This is a genomic window from Microbacterium sp. CFBP 13617, assembly GCF_014839445.1.
GTDB lineage: Bacteria > Actinomycetota > Actinomycetes > Actinomycetales > Microbacteriaceae > Microbacterium.
In genome coordinates this window covers 178,693-200,817 of the sequence record NZ_JACYNW010000003.1, presented here as the reverse complement: position 1 = coordinate 200,817, position 22,125 = coordinate 178,693, and the positions used below count along the sequence as shown (strand labels likewise).

23 protein-coding genes are annotated in these 22,125 nt (G+C 70.2%); 18 read left to right on the top strand and 5 right to left on the bottom strand.

Going from position 1 to position 22,125, the window contains the following annotated elements:
- Positions 1–70: 70 nt before the first annotated feature.
- Positions 71–925, top strand: coding sequence for a diaminopimelate epimerase (dapF, locus tag IFU40_RS09475; protein WP_055835177.1), 855 nt, complete (start codon positions 71–73; stop codon positions 923–925).
- Between the two features lie 85 nt (positions 926–1,010).
- On the opposite strand, the gene IFU40_RS09470 is transcribed toward dapF, so the two are convergent.
- Positions 1,011–1,655 (bottom strand): class I SAM-dependent methyltransferase, encoded by a 645-nt coding sequence (locus IFU40_RS09470; protein WP_191926168.1) that lies wholly within the window; start codon positions 1,653–1,655, stop codon positions 1,011–1,013.
- Positions 1,656–1,754: 99 nt separating this feature from the next.
- On the opposite strand from IFU40_RS09470, the gene hflX reads away from it, so the two are divergent.
- Positions 1,755–3,272, top strand: a complete 1,518-nt coding sequence (gene hflX / locus IFU40_RS09465) for a GTPase HflX (protein ID WP_055835183.1) — start codon at positions 1,755–1,757, stop codon at positions 3,270–3,272.
- Positions 3,273–3,447: 175 nt separating this feature from the next.
- Here hflX and IFU40_RS09460 read toward each other — a convergent pair whose 3' ends face one another.
- Genes IFU40_RS09460 through lexA form a run of 3 tightly spaced genes read right to left on the bottom strand, consistent with a single transcriptional unit; the run spans position 3,448 to position 7,093 of the window.
- Positions 3,448–5,334, bottom strand: coding sequence for a S9 family peptidase (locus IFU40_RS09460; protein ID WP_191926167.1), 1,887 nt, complete (start codon positions 5,332–5,334; stop codon positions 3,448–3,450).
- Entirely contained in the window at positions 5,334–6,365 is a 1,032-nt protein-coding gene (locus IFU40_RS09455; protein ID WP_191926166.1) for a hypothetical protein, read from the bottom strand. The genes IFU40_RS09460 and IFU40_RS09455 overlap by 1 nt, the downstream gene beginning before the upstream one ends.
- A gap of 38 nt (positions 6,366–6,403) precedes the next feature.
- Positions 6,404–7,093, bottom strand: coding sequence for a transcriptional repressor LexA (gene lexA, locus IFU40_RS09450; RefSeq protein ID WP_191926165.1), 690 nt, complete (start codon positions 7,091–7,093; stop codon positions 6,404–6,406).
- 257 nt (positions 7,094–7,350) lie between these two features.
- Between lexA and IFU40_RS09445 the strand changes: the two genes are divergently transcribed.
- From IFU40_RS09445 to IFU40_RS09420, 6 genes are read left to right on the top strand one after another with little or no spacing between them, the layout of a single operon-like run.
- A complete protein-coding gene (locus IFU40_RS09445) occupies positions 7,351–7,701 on the top strand; it encodes a LysM peptidoglycan-binding domain-containing protein (RefSeq protein ID WP_191926164.1) in 351 nt (116 codons plus the stop codon).
- A gap of 45 nt (positions 7,702–7,746) precedes the next feature.
- The gene (locus tag IFU40_RS09440) at positions 7,747–8,841 is read left to right on the top strand and encodes a histidinol-phosphate transaminase (protein ID WP_191926163.1); all 1,095 of its coding nucleotides are present in this window, start codon (positions 7,747–7,749) and stop codon (positions 8,839–8,841) included.
- Complete coding sequence (gene hisB / locus IFU40_RS09435) at positions 8,838–9,452, top strand: imidazoleglycerol-phosphate dehydratase HisB (protein WP_055937123.1); 615 nt, start codon at positions 8,838–8,840, stop codon at positions 9,450–9,452. The genes IFU40_RS09440 and hisB overlap by 4 nt, the downstream gene beginning before the upstream one ends.
- Complete coding sequence (hisH, locus tag IFU40_RS09430) at positions 9,449–10,099, top strand: imidazole glycerol phosphate synthase subunit HisH (RefSeq protein ID WP_191926162.1); 651 nt, start codon at positions 9,449–9,451, stop codon at positions 10,097–10,099. Before hisB ends, hisH begins: the two co-directional genes overlap by 4 nt.
- 46 nt (positions 10,100–10,145) lie before the next feature.
- Positions 10,146–10,892, top strand: a complete 747-nt coding sequence (gene priA, locus IFU40_RS09425) for a bifunctional 1-(5-phosphoribosyl)-5-((5-phosphoribosylamino)methylideneamino)imidazole-4-carboxamide isomerase/phosphoribosylanthranilate isomerase PriA (RefSeq protein WP_055835208.1) — start codon at positions 10,146–10,148, stop codon at positions 10,890–10,892.
- Complete coding sequence (locus IFU40_RS09420; protein WP_191926161.1) at positions 10,876–11,730, top strand: SseB family protein; 855 nt, start codon at positions 10,876–10,878, stop codon at positions 11,728–11,730. The genes priA and IFU40_RS09420 overlap by 17 nt, the downstream gene beginning before the upstream one ends.
- Positions 11,731–12,039: 309 nt before the next feature.
- Here the strand turns inward: IFU40_RS09420 and IFU40_RS09415 are convergent, their stop codons facing one another.
- Complete coding sequence (locus IFU40_RS09415; protein WP_374754276.1) at positions 12,040–12,465, bottom strand: DUF1844 domain-containing protein; 426 nt, start codon at positions 12,463–12,465, stop codon at positions 12,040–12,042.
- Positions 12,466–12,710: 245 nt separating this feature from the next.
- Here IFU40_RS09415 and infC point away from each other — a divergent pair, with 245 nt between their 5' ends.
- The 10 genes from infC (at position 12,711) to pheT (ending at position 22,033) form a co-directional block, all read left to right on the top strand.
- Positions 12,711–13,361 carry a translation initiation factor IF-3 gene (gene infC, locus IFU40_RS09410; protein ID WP_374754282.1) on the top strand — a complete coding sequence of 217 codons (651 nt, stop codon included), beginning with the start codon at positions 12,711–12,713 and terminating at the stop codon, positions 13,359–13,361.
- Between the two features lie 47 nt (positions 13,362–13,408).
- Complete coding sequence (gene rpmI / locus IFU40_RS09405) at positions 13,409–13,603, top strand: 50S ribosomal protein L35 (protein WP_055835219.1); 195 nt, start codon at positions 13,409–13,411, stop codon at positions 13,601–13,603.
- Between the two features lie 29 nt (positions 13,604–13,632).
- Complete coding sequence (rplT, locus tag IFU40_RS09400) at positions 13,633–14,016, top strand: 50S ribosomal protein L20 (protein ID WP_055835222.1); 384 nt, start codon at positions 13,633–13,635, stop codon at positions 14,014–14,016.
- Positions 14,017–14,118: 102 nt separating this feature from the next.
- On the top strand, positions 14,119–14,916 hold the full coding sequence (locus IFU40_RS09395; RefSeq protein WP_055835225.1) for a TrmH family RNA methyltransferase: 798 nt from the start codon (positions 14,119–14,121) through the stop codon (positions 14,914–14,916).
- Positions 14,917–14,992: 76 nt separating this feature from the next.
- On the top strand, positions 14,993–15,751 hold the full coding sequence (locus IFU40_RS09390; protein WP_055835228.1) for an amino acid ABC transporter ATP-binding protein: 759 nt from the start codon (positions 14,993–14,995) through the stop codon (positions 15,749–15,751).
- Between the two features lie 133 nt (positions 15,752–15,884).
- Positions 15,885–16,802, top strand: coding sequence for a glutamate ABC transporter substrate-binding protein (locus tag IFU40_RS09385; protein WP_191926160.1), 918 nt, complete (start codon positions 15,885–15,887; stop codon positions 16,800–16,802).
- A 78-nt stretch (positions 16,803–16,880) separates the two neighbouring features.
- Entirely contained in the window at positions 16,881–17,531 is a 651-nt protein-coding gene (locus tag IFU40_RS09380; protein ID WP_191926159.1) for an ABC transporter permease subunit, read from the top strand.
- Positions 17,528–18,427 carry an amino acid ABC transporter permease gene (locus IFU40_RS09375; protein ID WP_191926158.1) on the top strand — a complete coding sequence of 300 codons (900 nt, stop codon included), beginning with the start codon at positions 17,528–17,530 and terminating at the stop codon, positions 18,425–18,427. Before IFU40_RS09380 ends, IFU40_RS09375 begins: the two co-directional genes overlap by 4 nt.
- A gap of 55 nt (positions 18,428–18,482) precedes the next feature.
- On the top strand, positions 18,483–19,523 hold the full coding sequence (gene pheS, locus IFU40_RS09370; RefSeq protein ID WP_055835237.1) for a phenylalanine--tRNA ligase subunit alpha: 1,041 nt from the start codon (positions 18,483–18,485) through the stop codon (positions 19,521–19,523).
- On the top strand, positions 19,523–22,033 hold the full coding sequence (gene pheT / locus IFU40_RS09365; RefSeq protein WP_191926157.1) for a phenylalanine--tRNA ligase subunit beta: 2,511 nt from the start codon (positions 19,523–19,525) through the stop codon (positions 22,031–22,033). The genes pheS and pheT overlap by 1 nt, the downstream gene beginning before the upstream one ends.
- Positions 22,034–22,125 lie beyond the last annotated feature (92 nt).

The window sequence follows — 22,125 nt, the reverse complement described above, 5'->3', positions numbered from 1 at the left end:
GTCACCCGCGCGGTGCCGTTTCGCAGACGCCCCGGGAAGCGACCCCGACGCCCGCTCCTAGACTGGTCGCATGGCGACTCTCGCGTTCACCAAAGGCCACGGCACCGGCAACGATTTCGTGGTCGTGGCCGACCCCGACGGCGAGCTCGACCTGTCCGCCGCGCAGATCGCCGCGCTCTGCGACCGCCACTTCGGCATCGGTGCCGACGGTCTGCTGCGCGTGGTGCGCTCCTCGGCGATCGACGAGGGGGCGGATGCCATGGCATCCGGCGCCGAGTGGTTCATGGACTATCGCAACGCCGACGGGTCCGCGGCAGAGATGTGCGGCAACGGCACACGCGTGTTCGCCCGCTACCTCACCGACACCGGCCTCGCCTCGATCGAGGGGGGCCTGCGCATCGGCACCCGCGCGGGGGTCAAGACCCTCACCCGCAGCGATCGCGGCTTCGAGGTCGATCTGGGGGCCTACGCGATCGAGGCGGAAGAGACCCTCGTCCGCGCGAAGGGGCTTCCGGTGGCGCGACCGGGCGTGGGCATCGACGTGGGCAACCCGCACGTCGTCGTCGCGCTGTCGTCCGAGGCCGAGCTCGACGGCCTCGAGCTCGCCTTCCAGCCGGTGCTCGATCCCGCGCCGCGGCACGGGGCGAACGTGGAGTTCGTCGTTCCCGCCGATCCGCTGGTGCGTGACGGCGTCGGCGCGATCCGCCTGCGCGTCTTCGAACGCGGCGTCGGCGAGACGCTCAGCTGCGGCACCGGCGTCGCGGCCGCCGCTCTGGCCGTGCGGCACTGGGCGGGGGCGGCTGCTCCCGACTCGTGGGTCGTGGACACCCCCGGCGGCACGCTCGGGGTGCGGGTCGCCGAGGGGCGCGTGTTCTTGTCGGGGCCGGCATCGCTGGTGTTCACCGGCGAGGTCGCACTGGCCTGAGCCCGTCGATGGGCCGCGGTCCGGCGCGAGCCGAGGGGCATCGGGCCGACGGTCGGGATCGTCGCTGCGCCTGAACGACGGCGACTCAGGCGATGATGTCGATCGGCTCGCTCGGCGGCGAGCCGTGACGGCGCACCCGGAGCACACGGAAGCCGCGCCCGGTGGCGGCCCGCTGCACGCCGTAGCCGTTCTCGAACGTCGAGGACAGCCAGCGCTGCAGCGAGTCGGAGCCGAGGTTGCGCTGCACGACGAACCACCCGTCGCTGCGCTCGGTGAGCCGAGGGATCCAGTGCTCGAGCATGCCGTGCAGTTCGCTCTTGCCCACGCGGATCGGCGGGTTCGACCGGATCGTCCGGAACGACACGTCGTCGGGAACATCTTCCGGTCGCACCGCGTTGATGTTGGTGAGGCCGAGGGACTGTGCGTTCCGCCTCACGAGATCGAGAGCACGTTCGTTGACGTCGACCGCCCAGATGGTCGCGTGCGGTGAAGCGAGCGCGAGCGACAACGAGATCGGACCCCACCCGCACCCCAGGTCGAGGAAGTCCCCGCCGGCGGGAGGGGGAGGGGTGTTGTGCAGCAGCACCGAGGTTCCGGCATCCACGTGATCGGGACTGAAGACGCCACCCGCCGTCACGGCCTCGAATTCGCGCCCCGCGAGTGTCACTCGGATACGGCGGAGCTGTTCGGGACTCGACGGCGACGCGCTGAAGTAGTGCTCGCTCCCCATCCCCACAGAATATCCGACCCGGCCGCGCGACGCCGCGGGCGGCTAAAGTGCGAGAACACCAGGAGAAACCGCGGGAACACCCGCGGACGGAAGGAACACATGACCGAACAGACCACACCCCCGAGCACGGACGCGACGCCGGTCGACCCGGTGGACCGCGTGCTGTCGCGCGCCGAAGCGCACCGCGGGGTCCGGGTCTTCGGTGCAGCGCAGGCGCTTCAAGACGCCTCCACGGCGTACGGCGGCGACGCCGACGGCGACCAGTGGGACCGCGAGGAACGCGCAGCGCTGCGCCGCGTGGCCGGTTTGTCGACCGAGCTCGAAGACGTCACCGAGGTCGAGTACCGCCAGCTGCGCCTCGAGAACGTCGTTCTCGTCGGCGTGCACCCGCAGGGCGAGCAGGCCGATGCCGAGAACTCCCTGCGCGAGCTGTCGGCGCTCGCCGAGACCGCCGGGGCCGTCGTGCTCGACGGCGTTCTGCAGCGCCGGCCGCATCCGGACCCCGCGACCTACGTCGGTCGGGGTAAGGCGGCGGAGCTGCGCGACATCGTCGCCGCCGTCGGCGCCGACACCGTCATCGCCGACACCGAGCTCGCCCCCAGCCAGCGTCGCGCGCTCGAGGACGTCGTGAAGGTGAAGGTGATCGACCGCACCACGGTGATCCTCGACATCTTCAGCCAGCACGCCAAGAGCCGCGAGGGCAAGGCGCAGGTCGAGCTCGCGCAGCTCGAATACCTGCTGCCGCGTCTGCGCGGCTGGGGTGACTCGATGTCGCGCCAGGCCGGTGGACAGGTCGGTGCCGGAGGCGCGGGCATGGGCTCGCGCGGTCCGGGTGAGACGAAGATCGAGCTCGATCGTCGTCGCATCCGCACGAAGATGGCTCTGCTGCGCAAGCAGCTGCGCGACTTCGCCCCGGCGCGCGAGGCCAAGCGTGCCGAGCGCAAGCGCCACACCATCCCGTCGGTCGCAATCGCCGGGTACACCAACGCCGGAAAATCCAGCCTGCTCAACCGCCTCACCAGCGCGGGCGTGCTGGTCGAGAACGCGCTGTTCGCGACCCTGGATGCCACGGTCCGCCGTTCCGAGACGACCGACGGGCGCGTGTACACGCTGACCGACACGGTCGGCTTCGTGCGCAACCTGCCGCACCAGCTCGTCGAGGCGTTCCGCTCGACGTTGGAAGAGGTCGGCGACGCCGACGTCATCCTGCACGTCGTCGACGCGTCGCATCCCGATCCGGCCGCGCAGCTGATGACGGTGCGCGACGTGATGGGCGATGTCGACGCGAACTTCGGTCAGGAGATCGTCGTCTTCAACAAGGCCGACCTCGTGACCGAGGACGAACGCCTGGTGCTGCGCGGCCTCGCCCCGAACGCGAAGTTCGTCTCGTCGCGCACGGGCGAGGGGATCGAGGAGCTTCGCGCCGCCATCGAGGACGCTCTGCCCCTGCCCGCCGTCGAAGTGCAGGCGGTCGTCCCGTACGACCGTGGTGATCTCGTGTCGGCCGTGCACGAGAGCGGACTCATCGTGGCGCAGGAGCACCGCGACACGGGGACGTTCCTTCACGCTCACGTGGGGGCGCGCCTGGCGGCCGAGCTGGAGCAGTTCGCGGCCTGACGGCCGTCGCACGACGGGCCCCCTCCGATCGCGGTGGGGGCCCGTCGGCGTGCGGTTCGGGGGCGCGCACCGTCGACGCCGACCTCGCCCTCGACGCTCTCCCGACGCGCGCGCCGACGCCTCGGCTTCTTCCGCACCGAGAGCCTGCTTCGCCCGCTTCAGCCGCGCGACAGTCTCAGCTCAGCTCCAGCGGCGGAATACCGGGGGTCTCGAAGCCGAAGACCGCCCCGAGGAAGCCCAGTTCGCGTCGCAGGGAGTCGATCACCGTCTCGGCGCGGCGGAAGCCGTGACCCTCGCCCTCGTACAGGACGTACGCGTGGGGAACCTCGTGCGCCGCGAGGGCGTCACGGATCGCCTCGGCCTGCGACGGCGGCACGACCCGGTCCTCGCTTCCCTGCAGGATGAGCAGGGGAACGCGGAAGCGCTCGGGATGGCTCAGAGGCGAGCGCTCCACATACACCGCTTCGGCCTCGGGCAGCGGTCCGATCAGGCCGTCGAGATACCGGGCCTCGAAGTCGTGAGTGTCTTCGGCGAGGGCACGGGCGTCGCCCACGCCGTAGCGCGAGATCCCGGCCGAGAACACGTCGGTGTTCGTCACGGCGGCGAGCACCGTCCATCCGCCGGCGGAGCCGCCGGCGATCGCCAGGCGCTCGGGGTCGGCCAGACCCGCCTCGGCGAGGGCGGAGGCCGCGGCGGCGACGTCATCGACATCGACCACGCCCCACTGACCCTTCAGCCGGTCACGGTAGTCGCGACCGTATCCGGTGGAACCGCCGTAGTTCACGTCGAGCACGCCGATGCCGCGGCTCGTGAAGAACGCCGTCTTGGCTGACGGCGCCGGACCCACGTGCGAGGTGGGGCCACCGTGCACGAGCACGACGTAGGGCGGGCGCTCGTTCTCGGGCGCGGCGACGTCGGGGTTCGTGGGCGCGTAGGCGAAAGCGTGCACGGGTCCGTGCGGCCCCTCGGTCTCGAGGGCGCGGGCCGTCGGCATCCACTCGTCGCCCCAGGCCCCGGATCCACCGGTCACCAGGTCGACGGTGCCGGCGTCGAGGTCGACCGCCCACAGCCCCGAGCGGCCGCCGGCGTCGGAGCCCGATACGAGCACGCGGTGCCCGCGCACGTCATCGATCGCCGCGCCGGCCACGACGGGCACGTCCACCGGGCGCACGCCGGACGGCGCGATCTCGACGATCTCGTCGGCACCGTCGGTGCGGACGGCGACGATGCGCCCGTCGTCGGTCGCTCCGAACCACCGCGTCCCGAGCACCCACAGCCCGCCGCCCGTGTCGGCGTCGACCGGCGACACCGGCTGCGGCTCGCCGTCGAGGGGACGGCGGAACAGGTTCCACCGGCCGTCGGGGTCGTCGGCGTACAACAGCTCGTCGTCGCCGAGCCACACGGGCTGCAGCGGGGCCTGGCGCGGGGTGTCGGCGATCTCGCGCACCTCGCCGGTGCCGATCTCGGTCACGCGCAGGGTCGTGGCATCCCAGGGCATGTCGGGGTGGTTCCACGCCACCCACGCGAGAGACCGGCCGTCGGGCGACAGCGCGGGCTGCGCGACGAAGTCGCTGCCCTCGGCGAGCACGTCGACGGCGCCGTCGAGCGAGATGCGCACGATGGCGCGTGCGGGAACGCGGGCGCTCCCGTGCGTCTCGCGGACGGCGAGCAGGGTGCCGTGCTCGAACCGCAACCCGCCGTGGCGCACCGTGTCGTCGGCCGGCGTCAGCGCGCGCGCCTCGCCGCCCGGGCGAAGGGCGTAGACGCGCTGGTCGGTCTTCTCGACATAGAACAGCTCCCCGTCGTCGGAGGCGGTCCAGGCCCCGCCGCCGTATTCGTGAACGGCGGAACGGGCGTTGGCGGGTGCGGGCAGCACCGTCTCGACCGCACCGTCGGTGCGGCGCCGCTTCACCGCGACGCGACCCGCCTCGGCGGGCACGGATTCCGCCCACCACACCTCATCGCCGACGAACAGCGCGCCGTCGATGCGAGGGGAGGACTGCGCCACCGACTCGGGAGTGATCGGGGAGGGCCAGGAACCGTAGGGGAGGGTGTCTGCCATCACTCCAGCGTAGGCCGGGGCTCCGACATCCGTCGGGGTCGGGCACGCCGGACGAGCAGGACGCCCGCGATGCCCGCGACGAGGCCGATGCCCAGAACCGTGCTCGCCGTGCCCACGAGACCGGACGACAGCTGCCGCACCACGGCGTCGATCCCCGCGGCGTCGAAGCCCCGCAGAACGGCGGTGCGGTGCGCCTGCGCCGCGCCCACGGCGACCGCCACGAGCAGGGTGGCCGCGCCGACGGCGACCGCGATGCCGGCGCCGATCAGCGCGCGCCGTCGACGGGGAGCGACGACGACCCCGCCGACCAGGAGCACGCCCACGAGCAGGGGTGCCGCCACTCCCGCCGTGGTGGCGGCCGCGTACGCCGACCGCACGGCCTGCAGCGTCGTTCCGTCGCCGAGGACCACGATCCGGTCGATCGGGGGGACCAGGGCGGCCACGGGCGAGCCCTGCAGGTCCAGCTCGGCGACGATCGCCGAGACCACCCCGCCGATCTGCACGCCCAGGCCGTCCGGAGTCTGCACGATGATGCCGCCACCGTCGGAGGTGGCTCCGAAGACGAAGGCGCGGTGCGCGGTGCGCACGACCCCCGACCAGACGTCGGAGAACCGATCGGAGCGCACCACGTCGGTCACCGCCTGCTGCGTGATCGAGCGCAGCGAGTCGGCGGACGGCTGCGCGACCAGGCCGAGGACACGCGCCGCTTCCTGCGGCACGCCGAGGGCGACGAGACCGTCGACGCCCGCGCCCGCGATCGCCGAGAAGTCGACGGACGCCGAGATGGCGCTCGTCGACTCGGCGATGACGAGGTCTTGCACGGCGGGGTCGGACGAGAGGGGAGCGAGAGTGGCGACGAAGGAGTCCTCATCGACGAGCTGCACGCGCGCCCACGAGGCGACGAGGGCCAGCGGCGTGAGCAGGGCCACCACGATCAGCACCACCACGGATGCCGTGACGCGCACCACGACGGACGGCTTCGCGACGCGTTTGGTCGAGGTCGATGCGGTCGAGGGCGGGCCGGCGGTCATGGCGCCATTGTGGCGCGCCCGCCACCACGACGCACGGTTCACACCGCGCGCAGCACCGCCACGATGCGCCCGAGCACGACGGCCTCGTCGCCGAGGATGGGCTCGAACGCGCTGTTGCGGGGGAGAAGCCAGGTGTGGCCGTCACGGCGACGGAAGGTCTTCACCGTGGCCTCGCCGTCGAGCATCGCGGCCACGATCTCGCCGTTCTCCGCGTTCGCCTGCGAGCGCACGACCACCCAGTCGCCGTCGCAGATCGCCGCGTCGATCATCGAGTCGCCCGAGACCTTGAGCATGAACAACTCGCCCTTGCCGACGAGCTGGCGGGGGAGGGGGAAGATCTCCTCCACGTGCTGGTCGGCGGTGATGGGCACGCCCGCCGCGATCCGGCCCACCAGGGGCACGAGGGCGGCGTCGCCCACCGCGGGGGCGGTGTCGGCGGGGTTCTCGGCGGCGGTGCCGGGAAGGTCGATCAGCACCTCCATGGCGCGGGTCTTACCCGGGTCGCGGCGCAGGTAGCCGCTGAGCTCGAGCTGGTTCAGCTGATGCGTGACGCTCGACAGCGACTTCAGGCCGACGGCGTCGCCGATCTCGCGCATGCTCGGCGGATAACCGTGCCGCGCGATCGATCGCTGGATGACTTCGAGGATCGCGAGCTGCTTGTCGCTGAGGTTCTTGCGCCGTCGCGTCTGCGGTCGTTCGCGCCCGGAGGCGGTCGTCGCGTCGGTCATCTGTGCTCCCCTCGCGCCGCGGGAAGGGCGGCGGAAATTCGAATGTCGGAGGTTGGTGATGAGGTCTCCGTGTCGAAACCGTATCCGGTAGAGGACACGAATGACACGGAGCCGCACGCGTGTCGCGTTCGATTCGTTTCCGACAACCGGTGTGTTGACACCGTCGCAGTATCGAAGATAGATTCGGAATACAGATTCGCACGCCGCCCTCCCGGCCGAGGGCGGGGTGCGAATCTCTCCCCACCAAGGAGCACACCATGAGCAGCATCACCTCCACCGCCTCCACGACCCGCCTGCGCATCACCGCCCGCGGGCGCCGTGTCGTCGCCTTCGTCGTCGCCCTCCCGCTCGCCGTCGCCCTCGGCATCGCCGCCGTCGGCGGGGGAGCAGCGCTCGCCTCGGGCGACGCCGGCGCACCGGCCGGTTCGTTCACAGAGATCACCGTCATGAGCGGCGAGACCCTGTGGTCGATCGCCGAAGACATCGCCCCCGCGGCCGATCCGCGCGACGTCGTCGCCGAGATCACGCGTCTGAACGCCCTCCAGGGCGGCTCGCTCGCGGCCGGTCAGCGCATCGCGATCCCCACCGAGTACATCCAGGCCGGCTGACCTCCGCGGGTGCGCGATGAGCCTCTCCCCGGCACGCCGCCTACGATGGGTCGGGTGACCGTACGCCTCGACGACCTGCCTCTTCGCGACGATCTGCGGGGGATGACCCCCTACGGAGCCCCGCAGGCCGCCCTGCCCGTGGCTCTCAACGTGAATGAGAACACGCATCCGGTTCCGCCCGAGGTGGCCGATGACATCCTCGACGCCGTGGCTCGGGCCCTGCGCGACGTCAACCGGTATCCCGATCGCGAGTTCACCGCTCTTCGAGAGAGCTTCGCCGCGTACCTCGGTCACGGCCTGACGCGCGAGCAGATCTGGGCGGCCAACGGCTCCAACGAGGTGCTCCAGCACATCCTGCAGGCGTTCGGTGGACCGGGCCGGTCGGCTGTGGGCTTCGCGCCCACCTACTCGATGTACCCGATCCTCACCCGCGCGACGGGCGCGCGATGGATCGCCGGGGAACGCGCGCACGACTTCTCGCTGAGCGCCGAAGCCGCCGCGGCCCAGGTGCGTGAGCACCGCCCCGACATCGTCTTCCTCTGCGCGCCGAACAACCCCACGGGTACCCCGCTGCGTCTCGATGTCATCGAGGCCGTATACGCCGAGACCGACGGCATCGTGATCGTCGACGAGGCTTACCAGGAGTTCGCTCCGCGTGACGAGCCCTCGGCCGTGTCGCTGCTGCCCGGTCGCCCGCGTCTGGTGGTGTCGCGCACCATGAGCAAGGCCTTCGCCTTCGCCGGCGCACGCGTGGGGTACCTGGCCGCCGATCCTGCGCTGGTCGACGCGCTGCGACTCGTCCGTCTTCCGTACCACCTGAGCGCGCTCACGCAGGCCGCCGCGACGGCGGCCCTCGTGCACGCCGAGACGATGCTGTCGATGGTCGACGAGATCGTCGCGCAGCGCGACCGCATCTCGGCCACCGTGGCCGCCCTCGGGTACACCGCCCACGAGTCGTGGACGAACTTCGTGCTCTTCGGCGGCGTCGACGACCCCGCCGCCACGTGGAAGGCGCTGTACGACCGCGGTGTGCTCATCCGCGACGTCGGCATCGCGCACCACCTGCGTGTCACGGCCGGTACCGACGACGAGACCACCGCGTTCCTCGACGCCCTCGCCTCGGTAGGATCGCGGTCATGACCGGCCCCGCCACGCCCCGTACCGCCTCGATCACGCGCGAGACGAGCGAGTCGCGCATCGAACTCGAACTCGACCTCGACGGTCGCGGGGTCAGCGACATCCAGACCACGGTGCCGTTCTTCGACCACATGCTCACGGCCTTCGCCAAGCACTCGCTGACCGATCTGCGGGTGCGCGCGACGGGCGACACCCACATCGACGCCCACCACACGGTCGAGGACACCGCGATCGTGCTCGGTCAGGCGATTCGTCAGGCCCTGGGCGACAAGTCGGGCATCGCCCGCTACGGCGACGCGCTCGTTCCCCTCGACGAGGCGCTGGCCCAGGCGGTCGTCGACATCAGCGGTCGCCCGTACCTCGTGCACACCGGTGAGCCCGTGGGCTTCGAGCACCACCTCATCGGCGGACACTTCACCGGTTCGCTCGTGCGTCACACGTTCGAGGCCATCTCGATCCACGGCGGCCTCACCGTGCACGTGCGCGTTCTGGGTGGGCGCGACCCGCACCACATCGCCGAGGCCGAGTACAAGGCGTTCGCGCGCGCCTTCCGTCAGGCCAAGGCCCTCGACCCGCTGGTCGACGGCATCCCCAGCACCAAGGGCGCGTTGTGACGCGCAAGCCCGTCGTCGCGGTCCTCGACTACGGTTCCGGCAACGTCCACTCGGCCGTCAAGGCGCTCATCGAAGCCGGTGCCGATGCGCGACTGACCTCCGACCGCGCGCTGCTCCTCGACGCCGACGGGCTCCTCGTGCCCGGTGTGGGTGCGTACAGCGCGGTCATGGGCGCCCTGAACGCCAGCCGCGGGGGAGAGATCATCGACCGGCGGCTCGCCGGAGGCCGCCCGGTGCTCGGTATCTGCGTCGGCATGCAGGTGATGTTCGAGCGGGGAGTCGAGCGCGGTGCCGACACCCCCGGGCTCGGTGAGTGGCCGGGCACGGTGGACGAGCTCGAAGCGCCCGTACTGCCGCACATGGGCTGGAACACCGTGGCGTCCGGAGACGGGTCGCGCCTGTTCCAGGGCATCGAGAAGGAGCGCTTCTACTTCGTGCACTCGTATGCGGCGCAGCAGTGGTCGCTCGAGGTCACGCCGCCGTTCCCGGAGCCCGTGCTGACGTGGTGCACGTATGGCGCACCGTTTCTCGCGGCGGTCGAGAACGGTCCGCTGTCGGCGACGCAGTTCCACCCCGAGAAGTCGGGCGAAGCCGGCATCCGGCTCCTGGCCAATTGGATCGACGGGCTGCGCACGACTACTGTGTGACCTCGTGCCCAGGCTCGGCGAAGTGCGCTGACGGGTGCGAGGAGCCATGAACGATTTCGCGTCGACGCCCGAACTTGTCCTGCTTCCCGCGGTCGATGTGGCCGACGGCAAAGCCGTCCGCCTGACCCAGGGTGAGGCCGGCACCGAGACCAGCTACGGCGACCCCGTCGACGCCGCCGCGGACTTCGCACGCCAGGGCGCGCAGTGGATCCACCTCGTCGACCTCGACGCCGCCTTCGGTCGCGGCAACAACGCCGCCGTGATGCGCAAGGTCATCAAGCAGGTCAAGGGTGTGCAGGTCGAGCTGTCGGGCGGCATCCGCGACGACCGCTCCCTCGAGGCCGCCCTCGAGAGCGGCGCGAGCCGCATCAACCTCGGCACGGCCGCACTCGAGAACCCCGAGTGGGCCGCCGATGTCATCAACCGTTACGGTGAGGCGATCGCCGTCGGCCTCGACGTGCGCGGCACCACGCTCGCCGCGCGCGGCTGGACCCGCGACGGCGGCGACCTGTGGACCGTCCTGGACCGGCTCGAAGACGCCGGCTGCAGCCGCTACGTCGTCACCGACGTCACCAAAGACGGCACGCTCCGCGGCCCGAACATCGAGCTGCTGCGCGAGATGACGCAGCGCACCCCGAAGCCGATCGTCGCGTCGGGCGGGGTGTCGAGCCTCGACGACATCGCGGCGCTGCGCGACCTGGTGCCGCTCGGCGTCGAAGGCGCGATCGTCGGCAAGGCACTGTACGCGGGGCAGTTCACCCTCGCTGAGGCACTGGATGTCGCCGGACACTGACGGTCCGCACGGCCACGGCGCGCACGGGCACGACCAGCGCGCGCACGTTCCGCACACGGACGCCCTCCACTCGGACGCCGCGAACGCGGATTCCGCCGGTGTCCCCTGGGAGGGGCGCAGCTTCCAGTCCAACCCGCACTCGGGTGACGACGGTTCTGCCGACCCCGCCCTGCTCGCGGCTCTCCTGGCGTTCCGCGCCGGTGAGGGCGACGCGCGTGCGGTGGTCGACGCCTACCGCGAGGCGCGCCTGCTGATCCCGCTCGTCGCCGAGAAGGGCGACCACGGCATCGGCGCGCACGGCCTCGAGGTCGACAAGACGCAGGAGCTGTCGATCGTGACGGTCGCGGCTCCCGACGGCCGCAAGGTGCTGCCGGTGTTCACGTCGGTGACGGCCCTGCAGACCTGGGACGCCCTGGCCCGACCGGTTCCCGCCGACGGGCGACGCACGGCCCTGGCCGCAGCCTCCGAGGACACCGAGCTCATCGTCGTCGATCCGGGTTCGGAGACGGAGTTCGTCATCCGCCGCCCCGCCGTCTGGGCGATCGCACAGGGTGAGGCGTGGGAGCCCGCGCACACGTCGCCCACGATCTTCACCGGCCTGCAGGAGAGCATCTCGGGCGAGCTGGCCGTGCTCGATCTGGCCGTCGAAGCGGGAGACCCGACCGGACGCCTCCGGGGTCCCGAGCTGGTGGTGCATCTGCAGCTGATGTCGGGTCTCGCGCAGGAGGAATTGGATGCCGTGCTCGCCCGCGTCGCCCGCCGCTGGGCCGCCGACGACCGCATCGCCGTGCTCGTCGACTCCCTGACGGTCAAGCTGCACCGCAGCACCGAGGCCTGAGTCGCGCGTTCTTCCGGGAGCCTGCCTGCCGGGAGTGGGCGGCGTCGTCCATCGGGGGAGGGGCCCACTGCCCCCTACCCCTACGGGTGTCACGGTGCAGTCGGGCTGCGGCACAGGGCGCAGGGATGCCATCCTCCCGAAGCAATCGGGGGCGGGGCCCCACCTCATACCCCTACGGGTGTCACGGTGGAGTCGGCCTGCGGCGCAGGGCGCAGGGATGCCATCCTCCCGAGGCAATCGGGGAAGGGGCCCCGTTCTTGCCTCGGGAGGATGGCATCCCGGAGCCCGGTACCCCCCAGAACGAACGACCTACGTGACGGGCCCCGTCCACTTCTCGCCCGGCCCCTTACCGATGGGGTCGGGGATCACCGACGCCTCGCGGAACGCGAGCTGCAGGGAGCGGAGGCCGTCGCGCAGGGAGCGGGCGTGCATGTCGCTGATCTCGGGGGCTCCGGCGGTGATGAGGCCGGCGAGGGAGTTGATGAGCTTGCGGGCCTCGTCGAGGTCGAGCTGCTGCGCGGGGTTGTCGGCCAGGCCGGTCTTCACCGCGGCGGCGCTCATGAGGTGCACGGCGGCGGTGGTGATGACTTCGACGGCGGGGACGTCGGCGATGTCGCGGGTGGCGGAGGCCGAGGCGCGCTCCTGCTCTTCCCAGCGGGCGAGGCGCTCGTCTTCGGCTCCGTGGCGGTGTGCGGCGCTGTCGTCGGCGGGCTGGTCGGGGGGGATCGTGTCCACGTGAATCTCTCTGCTAGACTATGGCGGGCTTCGGAGTGCTTCACTCCGGACGAAAGAGGATGACATCCCACCCGCGCTTGCCGCTCCAGGCTACCGGGTTCCCGCACTCCGCTCCGTTTCCCACGGGGTCGTCTGGGTGCAGAAGCCGGTGCTCGTAGCACTGTGCCGGGTGGCGTGTTTCTCCTCTTCGCCCGCGATTCCCTCGAATCGCGGCGGCCGTCATCCGTAGACAAGAGGAGTTCCGCATCAGCGATCCCCGCACCAACGAGCGCATCCGAGTCCCGGAGGTCCGTCTCGTCGGACCCAACGGCGAGCAGGTCGGCATCGTCCGCATCGAAGCTGCGCTGCGCCTGGCCCAGGAAGCGGACCTCGACCTGGTCGAGGTTGCGCCGAGCTCGAAGCCGCCCGTGGTCAAGATCATGGATTACGGCAAGTTCAAGTACGAGGCCGCCCAGAAGGCCAAAGAGACGCGCCGCAACCAGGCCAACACCGTGCTCAAAGAGGTGCGGTTCCGCCTGAAGATCGAAGCGCACGACTACATAACCAAGCTGAAGCGCGCCGAGGGCTTCCTCCAGGCGGGCGACAAGGTCAAGGCCATGATCTTGTTCCGTGGTCGCGAGCAGTCGCGTCCCGACCAGGGTGTGCGTCTGCTCCGCAAGTTCGCGGAAGACGTCGCCGAGTTCGGCACCGTGGAGTCCAGCCCCACGATCGACGGTCGCAACATGGTCATGGTGGTCGCGCCTCACAAGAACAAGTCCGAGGTCAAGACCGAGCAGAACGCGCAGCGCACGGCGAACCGTGAAGCAGCACGCAGCGCCGCCCGCGGCGACTCGGACTCCGAGGGCGAGCCCACCGCGGCTCCCGCAGACCAGCCCACCTCGGCCCCCGCCGAGTAAGGCCCCCCAGACTCCCGCCCGGCGGGAAACACAACGAAGGAAGAGACATGCCGAAGCAGAAGACCCACTCCGGTGCCAAGAAGCGTTTCAAGTTGACCGGCAGCGGCAAGCTCATGAAGCAGCAGGCCGGCATGCGGCACAACCTCGAGGGCAAGGCGTCCAAGCGCACCCGTCGCCTGAACCAGGAGCAGGTCCTGGCAAAGGGTGACGCCAAGGTCGCCAAGAAGCTCCTCGGCCTCTGAGCGCCGACGCACGTTAGGAAGAAGAAGAAATGGCTAGAGTCAAGCGGGCAGTAAACGCCCACAAGAAGCGTCGCGTCATCCTCGAGCGCGCGTCCGGTTACCGCGGTCAGCGTTCGCGCCTGTACCGCAAGGCCAAGGAGCAGGTCACCCACTCCCTCGTCTACGCGTACCGTGACCGTCGCAAGCGCAAGGGCGACTTCCGTCGTCTGTGGATCCAGCGCATCAACGCGGCGTCCCGCCAGAACGGCATGACGTACAACCGCTTCATCCAGGGCCTCGGCCTCGCGGGTGTGCAGGTCGACCGTCGTATGCTCGCTGAGCTCGCCGTGAACGAGCCGGCCGTGTTCGCCTCGCTCGTCGCGACCGCGAAGGCGGCGCTGCCCAGCGACGTCAACGCCGCGAAGACCGCGTAATACGCAGTTCCTCGTCGAACGGGCGTCCTCCTCGGAGGGCGCCCGTTCGTCGTTCCTGCGCGGCGTCCGGAGCGCATACCGCAGACGCCATACACTGAGGACGTGCTCGAGAACCCCCGTTCGCCCCGGGTGCGCGCCGTGGCAAAACTCAGCAAGCGCGCCGCCCGTCAAGAGACCGGTCTGTTCCTCCTCGAGGGACCGCAGGCAGCCCGCGAGGCGTTGGCGTGGGCACCCGAGACGGTGATCGAGATGTACGCGACCCCGACAGCCCTCGAGAAGCACGGCGACCTGCGCGAGGCCGCCGAGGCCGCGGGCGTCGACCTGCAGTACACGACCGAAGCGGTCCTGGATGCCATGGCCGACACCGTCACGCCGCAGGGCATCGTCGCCGTGGCCCGCCAGTCGCCGACCGCCCTGAAAGACGTTCTGGCAGCGGGCCCCCGCCTCATCGCCATCTGCGAAGAGGTGCGCGACCCCGGCAACCTCGGCACCATCATCCGCGCGGCCGATGCGGCGGGAGCCGACGCGGTGATCCTGACCGGCCGCACGGTCGACCCGTACAACCCCAAGGTGGTCCGCTCGACCACGGGGTCGCTCTTCCACCTGCCCGTCGCCGTCGACCTCGAACTGGCCGACGTCGTCGCGCGGGTGCACGAGGCGGGGATGCGGGTGGTGGCCGCCGACGTCGAAGGCGGTGACTTCTTGGCATCCCGCGACATGCTCGCCGAACCGACGGCGTGGCTGTTCGGGAACGAGGCGCGCGGTCTCGACGACGAGGCGTTGGCGCACGCCGACATCGCGTTGCGGCTGCCGATCTACGGGCGGGCCGAGTCGCTCAACCTCGCCACCGCGGCCAGCGTCTGCCTCTACGAGACGGCGTTCGCGCAGCGCGATCGCTGAACCCCTGCTGTTACAGATCGGTTAAGGCGCGCGCCGGAATGTGGTCGGGCGCCCAGCATCCTCATAGGGTGTTGACATGGCATCCGTTCCCCCGAAGACCGAGCCCCTGGTCGTCGTCAGCGACGTCCAGAAGCACTATGGACAGTTCCAGGCTCTGAAAGACATCGACCTCACCGTCGACCGCGGCGAGGTCGTCGTCGTCATCGGACCCTCGGGTTCGGGCAAGTCGACGCTGTGCCGCACCATCAATCGCCTCGAGACCATCACGAGCGGGACGATCACCATCGACGGCAAGGAGCTTCCCAAAGAGGGGAAGGGCCTGGCCGAACTGCGCGCCGACGTCGGCATGGTGTTCCAGTCGTTCAACCTGTTCGCCCACCTCACGATCCTCGAGAACGTTACGCTCGGCCCCCTCAAGGTCCGCAAGATGAAGAAGGCGGATGCCGAGAAAGAGGCGCGCGCGCTCCTCGAACGCGTGGGCGTCGGTCACCAGGCCGACAAGCTCCCCGCCCAGCTCTCGGGCGGTCAGCAGCAGCGTGTCGCGATCGCCCGTGCTCTGGCCATGAAGCCCAAGGTCATGCTCTTCGACGAGCCCACCTCGGCGCTCGACCCCGAGATGATCAACGAGGTGCTCGACGTGATGGTCGGTCTCGCCAAGGACGGCATGACGATGATCGTCGTGACGCACGAGATGGGCTTCGCGCGCAAGGCTGCGAACCGCGTGGTGTTCATGGCCGACGGGCAGATCGTCGAGCAGGCGACGCCCGAGCAGTTCTTCACGAAGCCCGAATCCGATCGGGCGAAGGACTTCCTGTCGAAGCTCATCACCCACTGACGCTCTTCCCTTGACGGCGATGAACGAGGAGGTTCTCCCGCCGACCGCCTGGTTGCCGTTCCCCCCGGTCTATCTCGCGCGCCGTCACCGACGACCCTTATCCGCACAGCACACGTAACCAAGGAGACATCACATGCGTAAGACACGTTTTCTCGCCGGCGCGAGCATCGTCGCCGCCGGCCTTCTGGCCCTGACGGCCTGTAACAGCGGCACCCCGGGCGCGGCTCCCGGCGCCGAGGGCGGCACCGACACCGAGCCCGTCTACGGCGCGGTCGCGACCGACGTCACCATCGAGGGCAGCCCCACGTTCGACAAGATCACCTCGGACGGCAAGATCGTCGTCGGGGTGAAGGAAGATCAGCCCGGTCTCGGCTACCTCGACCCCGTCTCCGGTGAGCGCAAGGGCTTCGACGTCGACGTGGCGCGGTGGATCGCCGCCTCACTCGGCTTCGACCCCGCCGACTCCTCGAAGGTGGAGTACAAGGCGATCGCCTCCGCGAACCGCGAGCAGGCCATCATCAACGGCGACATCGATTATTACGTCGGCACGTACTCCATCACCGACAAGCGCAAAGAGCAGATCGCCTTCGCTGGCCCCTACTTCCTCACGGGCCAGGGCCTGCTCGTCGCCGCCGACAACGACACCATCACGGGCAAGGACTCGCTGACCGCCGAAACCACCGTGTGCTCGGTAACCGGTTCGACCCCCATCCAGCGCATCCGCGAACAGACTCCCGCGCAGGTCGTCGAGTTCGACACCTACTCGCAGTGCGTCGAGAAGCTGAAGAACGGTGAAGTGGATGCCGTGACCACCGACGAGGCCATCCTGCTCGGTTACGCAGCGCAGGACCCCGACAACCTCAAGATCGCCGGTGAGCCCTTCAGTGAGGAGCGCTACGGCGTCGGGATCGCCAAGGGCGACACCGCCTTCCAGGAGTTCGTGAACACGATGTTCACCGACGGCGGCACCACCTGGCAGGCGATCTTCGAAGCGAACCTCGGCGCCTCGGGCGTCTCCGGCGAGCAGCCCGCGGTCGACCCCGTCAGCTGACACTCGGGTGCGGGCGGCGGTTGCACGCCGCCGCCCGCACCACACCCCGCGATCACGAGAGAGAACGGACATCACGCGGTGAATCAGATCTTCGACTACCCCGACCTGTGGGCACAGGCACTGTGGGGCACGGTGGTCCTCTTCGTGGGCGGCGGCGTGATCGCCCTCGTTCTTGGATTCATCGTTGCGGCCATGCGCGTCTCGCCGGTACCCATCGCGCGTGCCGTGGGCGCGGTCTACGTCAACTGGATCCGCAACACCCCGCTCACGCTGGTGCTGTTCTTCTTCGCCTTCTGCGTGCCCCTGCTCGTCGACGTTCCGCGCGGGAGCTTTCTGCAGCTCGCTGTCGCGGGCCTCGGCATTTACACCGCGACCTACGTCGCTGAGACGCTCCGTTCCGGTATCAACACCGTGCCCGTCGGACAAGCGGAGGCAGCGCGAGCACTCGGCCTCGGCTTCGGCCAGGTCATGACGCTCGTCGTCCTCCCTCAGGCCACGCGATCTGTGATCCCCCCAATGATGAGCGTTTTCATTGCCCTGCTCAAGAACACCACCGTCGCCGCCGGGTTCTCAGTCGTCAACCTCGGTAACATCCGCGCCACCATGAGTGAGAACGGCGAGAACCAGCTCGTCACGATCGTTCTGGTCATGGCCGTTTTCATTGCGCTGGTGCTGCTGCTGGCCGCGCTGCAGAACGCCGCTGAGAAGAAGTGGAAGGTCGTCCGATGAGCTCCTCCGTCCTGTATGACGTGCCGGGCCCCCGCGCACAGCTGCGCAATCGCATCCTCGGCGCCATCACTCTCGTTGTTGTCGCCGCCGTCATCGGCTTCGTCGTCTGGCGCTTCTTCGAGACTGGCCAGTTCTCGGCGGCGAAGTGGAACGTCTTCAGCTACAGCGCGATCTGGGAGCGTTTCGGCCAGGCGACCCTGGCGACCCTTGCGGCCTTCGCCGTCGCGGCTGTTGGCGCCATCGCCCTCGGCTTCATTCTGGCCGTCGGCCGCATGTCGGACCACCGGTGGGTACGCCTTCCTGTCGGCTGGGTCGTCGAAATCCTTCGCGCCGTGCCCGTTCTCGTCTTCATGCTGCTGCTGTACTACGGTCTGCCCGTCATTGGGATCAGGATGTCGTCGTACTGGGCCGTCGTGATCGCGCTGATCCTTTACAACGGGTCAGTGCTGTCCGAGGTGATCCGCGCCGGCATCGAGGCACTGCCCCGAGGACAGAGCGAGGCCGGCTACGCCGTGGGTCTGCGCAAGGCCGGCGTGATGCGGCTCATCCTGCTGCCGCAGGCAATCCGCGCGATGCTGCCGGTCATCATCGCCCAGCTCGTCGTGACGCTGAAAGACACCGCCCTCGGCTTCATCATCACCTACCCCGAATTGCTCTACTTCGCGCGGCTCCTCGGCTCGAACGGCGAATACGGCTCGCCGCTGATCCAGGCCGCGCTGGTCGCGAGTGTCATCTACGTCGCGATGTGCCTGGTCCTGTCGTACGCGGCGCACCGCGTCGAAATCGGCCTGCGCCGCTCGCCCAAGGGCGGGAACGTCGCTCCGGCGGAGCCGGCGGGCCAGACGGGCACCGACACCGAACTCATCGTCGCCCAGCGCGGCGGTCCGGCGATCTGATCGAATCCGCCGACGGGCGGGGGAGTGTCCCCGCCCGTCGGTAGACTCTCATCTCGTGTCCGACGCACCCGAGATCACCCCCGAGGCCGTCGCCTCCGCCGTCGAAGCCGCACTTGCGGCCATCGCCGCGGCCGCGACCACGGCCGACCTGAAAGCCGCCCGCTCCGCGCACACGGGGGAGCAATCCTCCCTCGCGCGACTGAACGCCCAGATGCGCGCCGTCGCACCCGAGCACAAGGCCGCTTTCGGCAAGCTCGTGGGTCAGGCCCGCGGCCAGGTCACTCAGGCGCTCGCCGCCCGCGAGGCCGAGCTGGCCGAAGCCGAGACCGCCGCCCAGCTCGAAGCCGAGCGCATCGACGTCACGGCGTTGCCGCAGCGCGCGCGCGTGGGGGCACGGCATCCGATCTCGCTCCTGCAGGAGCAGGTGTCGGACATCTTCGTCGGCATGGGATGGGAGATCGCCGAGGGGCCCGAGCTCGAGCACGAGTGGTTCAACTTCGACGCCCTCAACTTCGACGTCGACCACCCGGCGCGCCAGATGCAGGACACGTTCTTCGTCGACCCGGTCGCGCGGCACCTGGTGCTGCGCACGCACACGAGCCCCGTGCAAGTGCGCTCCATGCTCGAGCGCGATCTGCCGATCTACGTGCTGTGCCCCGGCCGCGTGTACCGCACCGACGAGTTCGACGCGACGCACCTGCCGGTGTTCACGCAGTTCGAGGGCCTCGTCATCGACAAGGGCATCACGATGGCCCACCTCAAGGGCACCCTCGACCACGCCGCGCGCGTGCTGTTCGGGCCCGAGGCCAAGACGCGTTTCCGCGCGAACTTCTTCCCGTTCACCGAGCCGAGCGCCGAGCTCGACCTGTGGCACCCCACCTTCAAGGGCGGGGCGCGCTGGATCGAGTGGGGCGGGTGCGGAATGGTGAACCCCAATGTGCTGCGCGCCGCCGGCATCGACCCCGAGGAGTACTCGGGCTTCGCCTTCGGCATGGGCATCGAGCGCACGCTCATGTTCCGCAGCGACGTGCAGGACATGCGCGACATGGCCGAGGGCGATGTGCGCTTCAGCGAGCAGTTCGGAATGGTGGTCTGATGCGCGTCCCGCTCTCCTGGTTGCGCGAGTACGTCGACGTACCCGCGACGGCCACGCCCGAAGACGTCCTCGCGGCGTTGGTCTCGGTCGGATTCGAAGAAGAAAACGTGCACCGCTTCGAACTGTCGGGCCCGATCGTCGTCGGCGAGGTGAAGGAGTTCACCGCCGAACCGCAGTCCAACGGCAAGACCATCCGCTGGTGCCAGGTCGACGTCGGTGCCGACAACGGGGGAGTGCGCGGCGTCGTCTGCGGTGCCGGCAACTTCTTCGAGGGCGACAAGGTCGTGGTGACCCTGCCCGGTTCGGTGCTGCCCGGCCCGTTCCCCATCGCCGCGCGCAAGACCTACGGCCACGTCTCCGACGGCATGATCGCCTCGGCGAAAGAGCTGGGGCTCGGCAGTGAGCACTCCGGCATCCTGCGTCTGATCGACCTCGGCATCGACGCGCCCGTGGGAACGGATGCCATCGCGCTGCTGGGGCTCGACGACCTCGCGGTCGAGATCAACGTCACCCCCGACCGCGGCTACGCCCTGTCGCTGCGCGGGGTCGCCCGCGAGTACTCGCACGCCACGGGGGCGGACTTCCGCGACCCCGGTGCCGGTCACGACGAGGCCGTCTCCCGCACGCCCTCGGGCTTCGCGATCACCGTCGACGATCAGGCGCCGATCCGAGGTCGTCACGGCGCCACCGAGTTCGTGGCGCGCATCGTGCGCGACGTCGACCCCTCGCGTCCGACTCCGCCGTGGATGATCACGCGGCTTTCGCTCGCCGGTATCCGGTCGCTGGGCGTGCTGGTCGACATCACGAACTACGTCATGCTCGAGCTCGGCCAGCCGATCCACGGCTACGACCTCGACCGCCTGCAGGGCGGCATCACGGTGCGCCGCGCCGCGCCGGGCGAGAAGCTCGAGACCCTCGACGGCCAGGTGCGCACCCTGAACGCCGAAGATCTGCTCATCACCGACGAGTCGGGCCCCATCGGCCTGGCCGGTGTCATGGGCGGTGGCCCCACCGAGATGAGCGACGCCACCCGCAACGTGCTGATCGAGGCGGCGACGTTCGACCAGGTCTCGATCGCGCGTACCGCGCGGCGGCACAAGCTGCCCTCCGAAGCGTCGCGCCGTTTCGAGCGCGGCGTCGACCCGCTCGTGCCGTACGTCGCCGCCGAGCGCGTCGCGTCGCTGATGGTCGAGCTCGCCGGCGGCACGCTCGACACCGAGCTCGGCGGTTCGCTCTCGTCGGCGTACCGTCGCGACGCGATCACCCTGCCGGCCGGGTTCGTCTCGGGCTTGATCGGCGTCGAGTACACCGACGACGAGATCGTCTCGGCGCTCCGGCTCATCGGATGCACCGTCGACGAGCGCGAGTCGGGCTGGTCGGTCGTCGCCCCCTCGTGGCGCCACGACCTCACCGACAAGTGGACGCTGGCCGAAGAGGTCGCCCGCATCGAGGGATACCACCGCATCCCCTCGGTGCTGCCGACGCCTCCCTCGGGCCGGGGCCTCACCGCCGCGCAGCAGGGTCGTCGTCGGGTGACGAACGCGCTGGCCGCGGCCGGTTTCGTCGAGACGCCGTCGTTCCCGTTCACCACCGACGAGCAGAACGCCCTGCACGGCTCGCCCTCGGGCGACGCGCTGCCGAGCGTGAAGCTCGCCAATCCGCTCGACGGTCTCGCGCCGTACCTGCGTCGCTCACTCGTGCCCGCGCTGCTGCAGGTCGCGCACCGCAACGTCTCGCGCGGCATCGTCGATCTCGCGCTGTTCGAGATGGGCACCGTCTTCCTGCCGAAGCCGGGCGTGCAGTACGGCACCACGTCGGTTCCGCCGCTGGCGGTGCGACCGGATGCCGCGACCCTCACCGCTCTGGACGCCTCGATCCCGCCGCAGCGCCGGCACGTCGCCGTGCTGCTGGCCGGGAACACGGTCGCCAAGCAGCCCGGGCAGCCGGCCGTCGCGGCCGACCTGGCCGATGCGGTCGACGCCGTGCGCGTGCTGGCCTCGGCGGCGGGCCTCGACATCGAGCTCGTGCAGGCCCAGCGCGCAGCCCTGCACCCCGGCCGCACCGCACGCGTCCTGGCCGCGGGACAGGACATCGGCTACGTCGGCGAGCTGCTGCCCGCCGTCTCGGCCGACGCCGACCTGCCGGGCCGGGTGCTCGTGGCCGAACTCGACCTCGACGCGATGCTCGAGCTGGCGCAGGCGCGCGTGGTCGCGGCATCGCTCTCGGGCTTCCCGGCGGCGACGCAGGACGTCTCGCTGACGGTCCCGGTCGAGGTGTCGGCGGGATCGGTGCGTGCCGCTCTCATCGAGGGTGGAGCCCCGCTGCTCGAGGGGGCGCGTCTGGTCGACGACTACCGCGGCCCCGGGCTGACCGACGGCACGAAGAGCCTGACGTTCGCCCTGCGCTTCCGCGCTGACGACCGCACCCTGACCGCCGCCGAGGCGACGGAGGCCAAGCTCGCCGGCGTCGCGGTGGCCGCCGAGCGCTTCGGCGCGGCCATTCGCGACTGACGCCCTGATCGAACGGAGCGCCGCCGGCTCACGCCGCGCGGCGCTTCGTCGTCTCGGCGGGCTCCGCGAACGCGACGCCTTCGCGCGGCCGG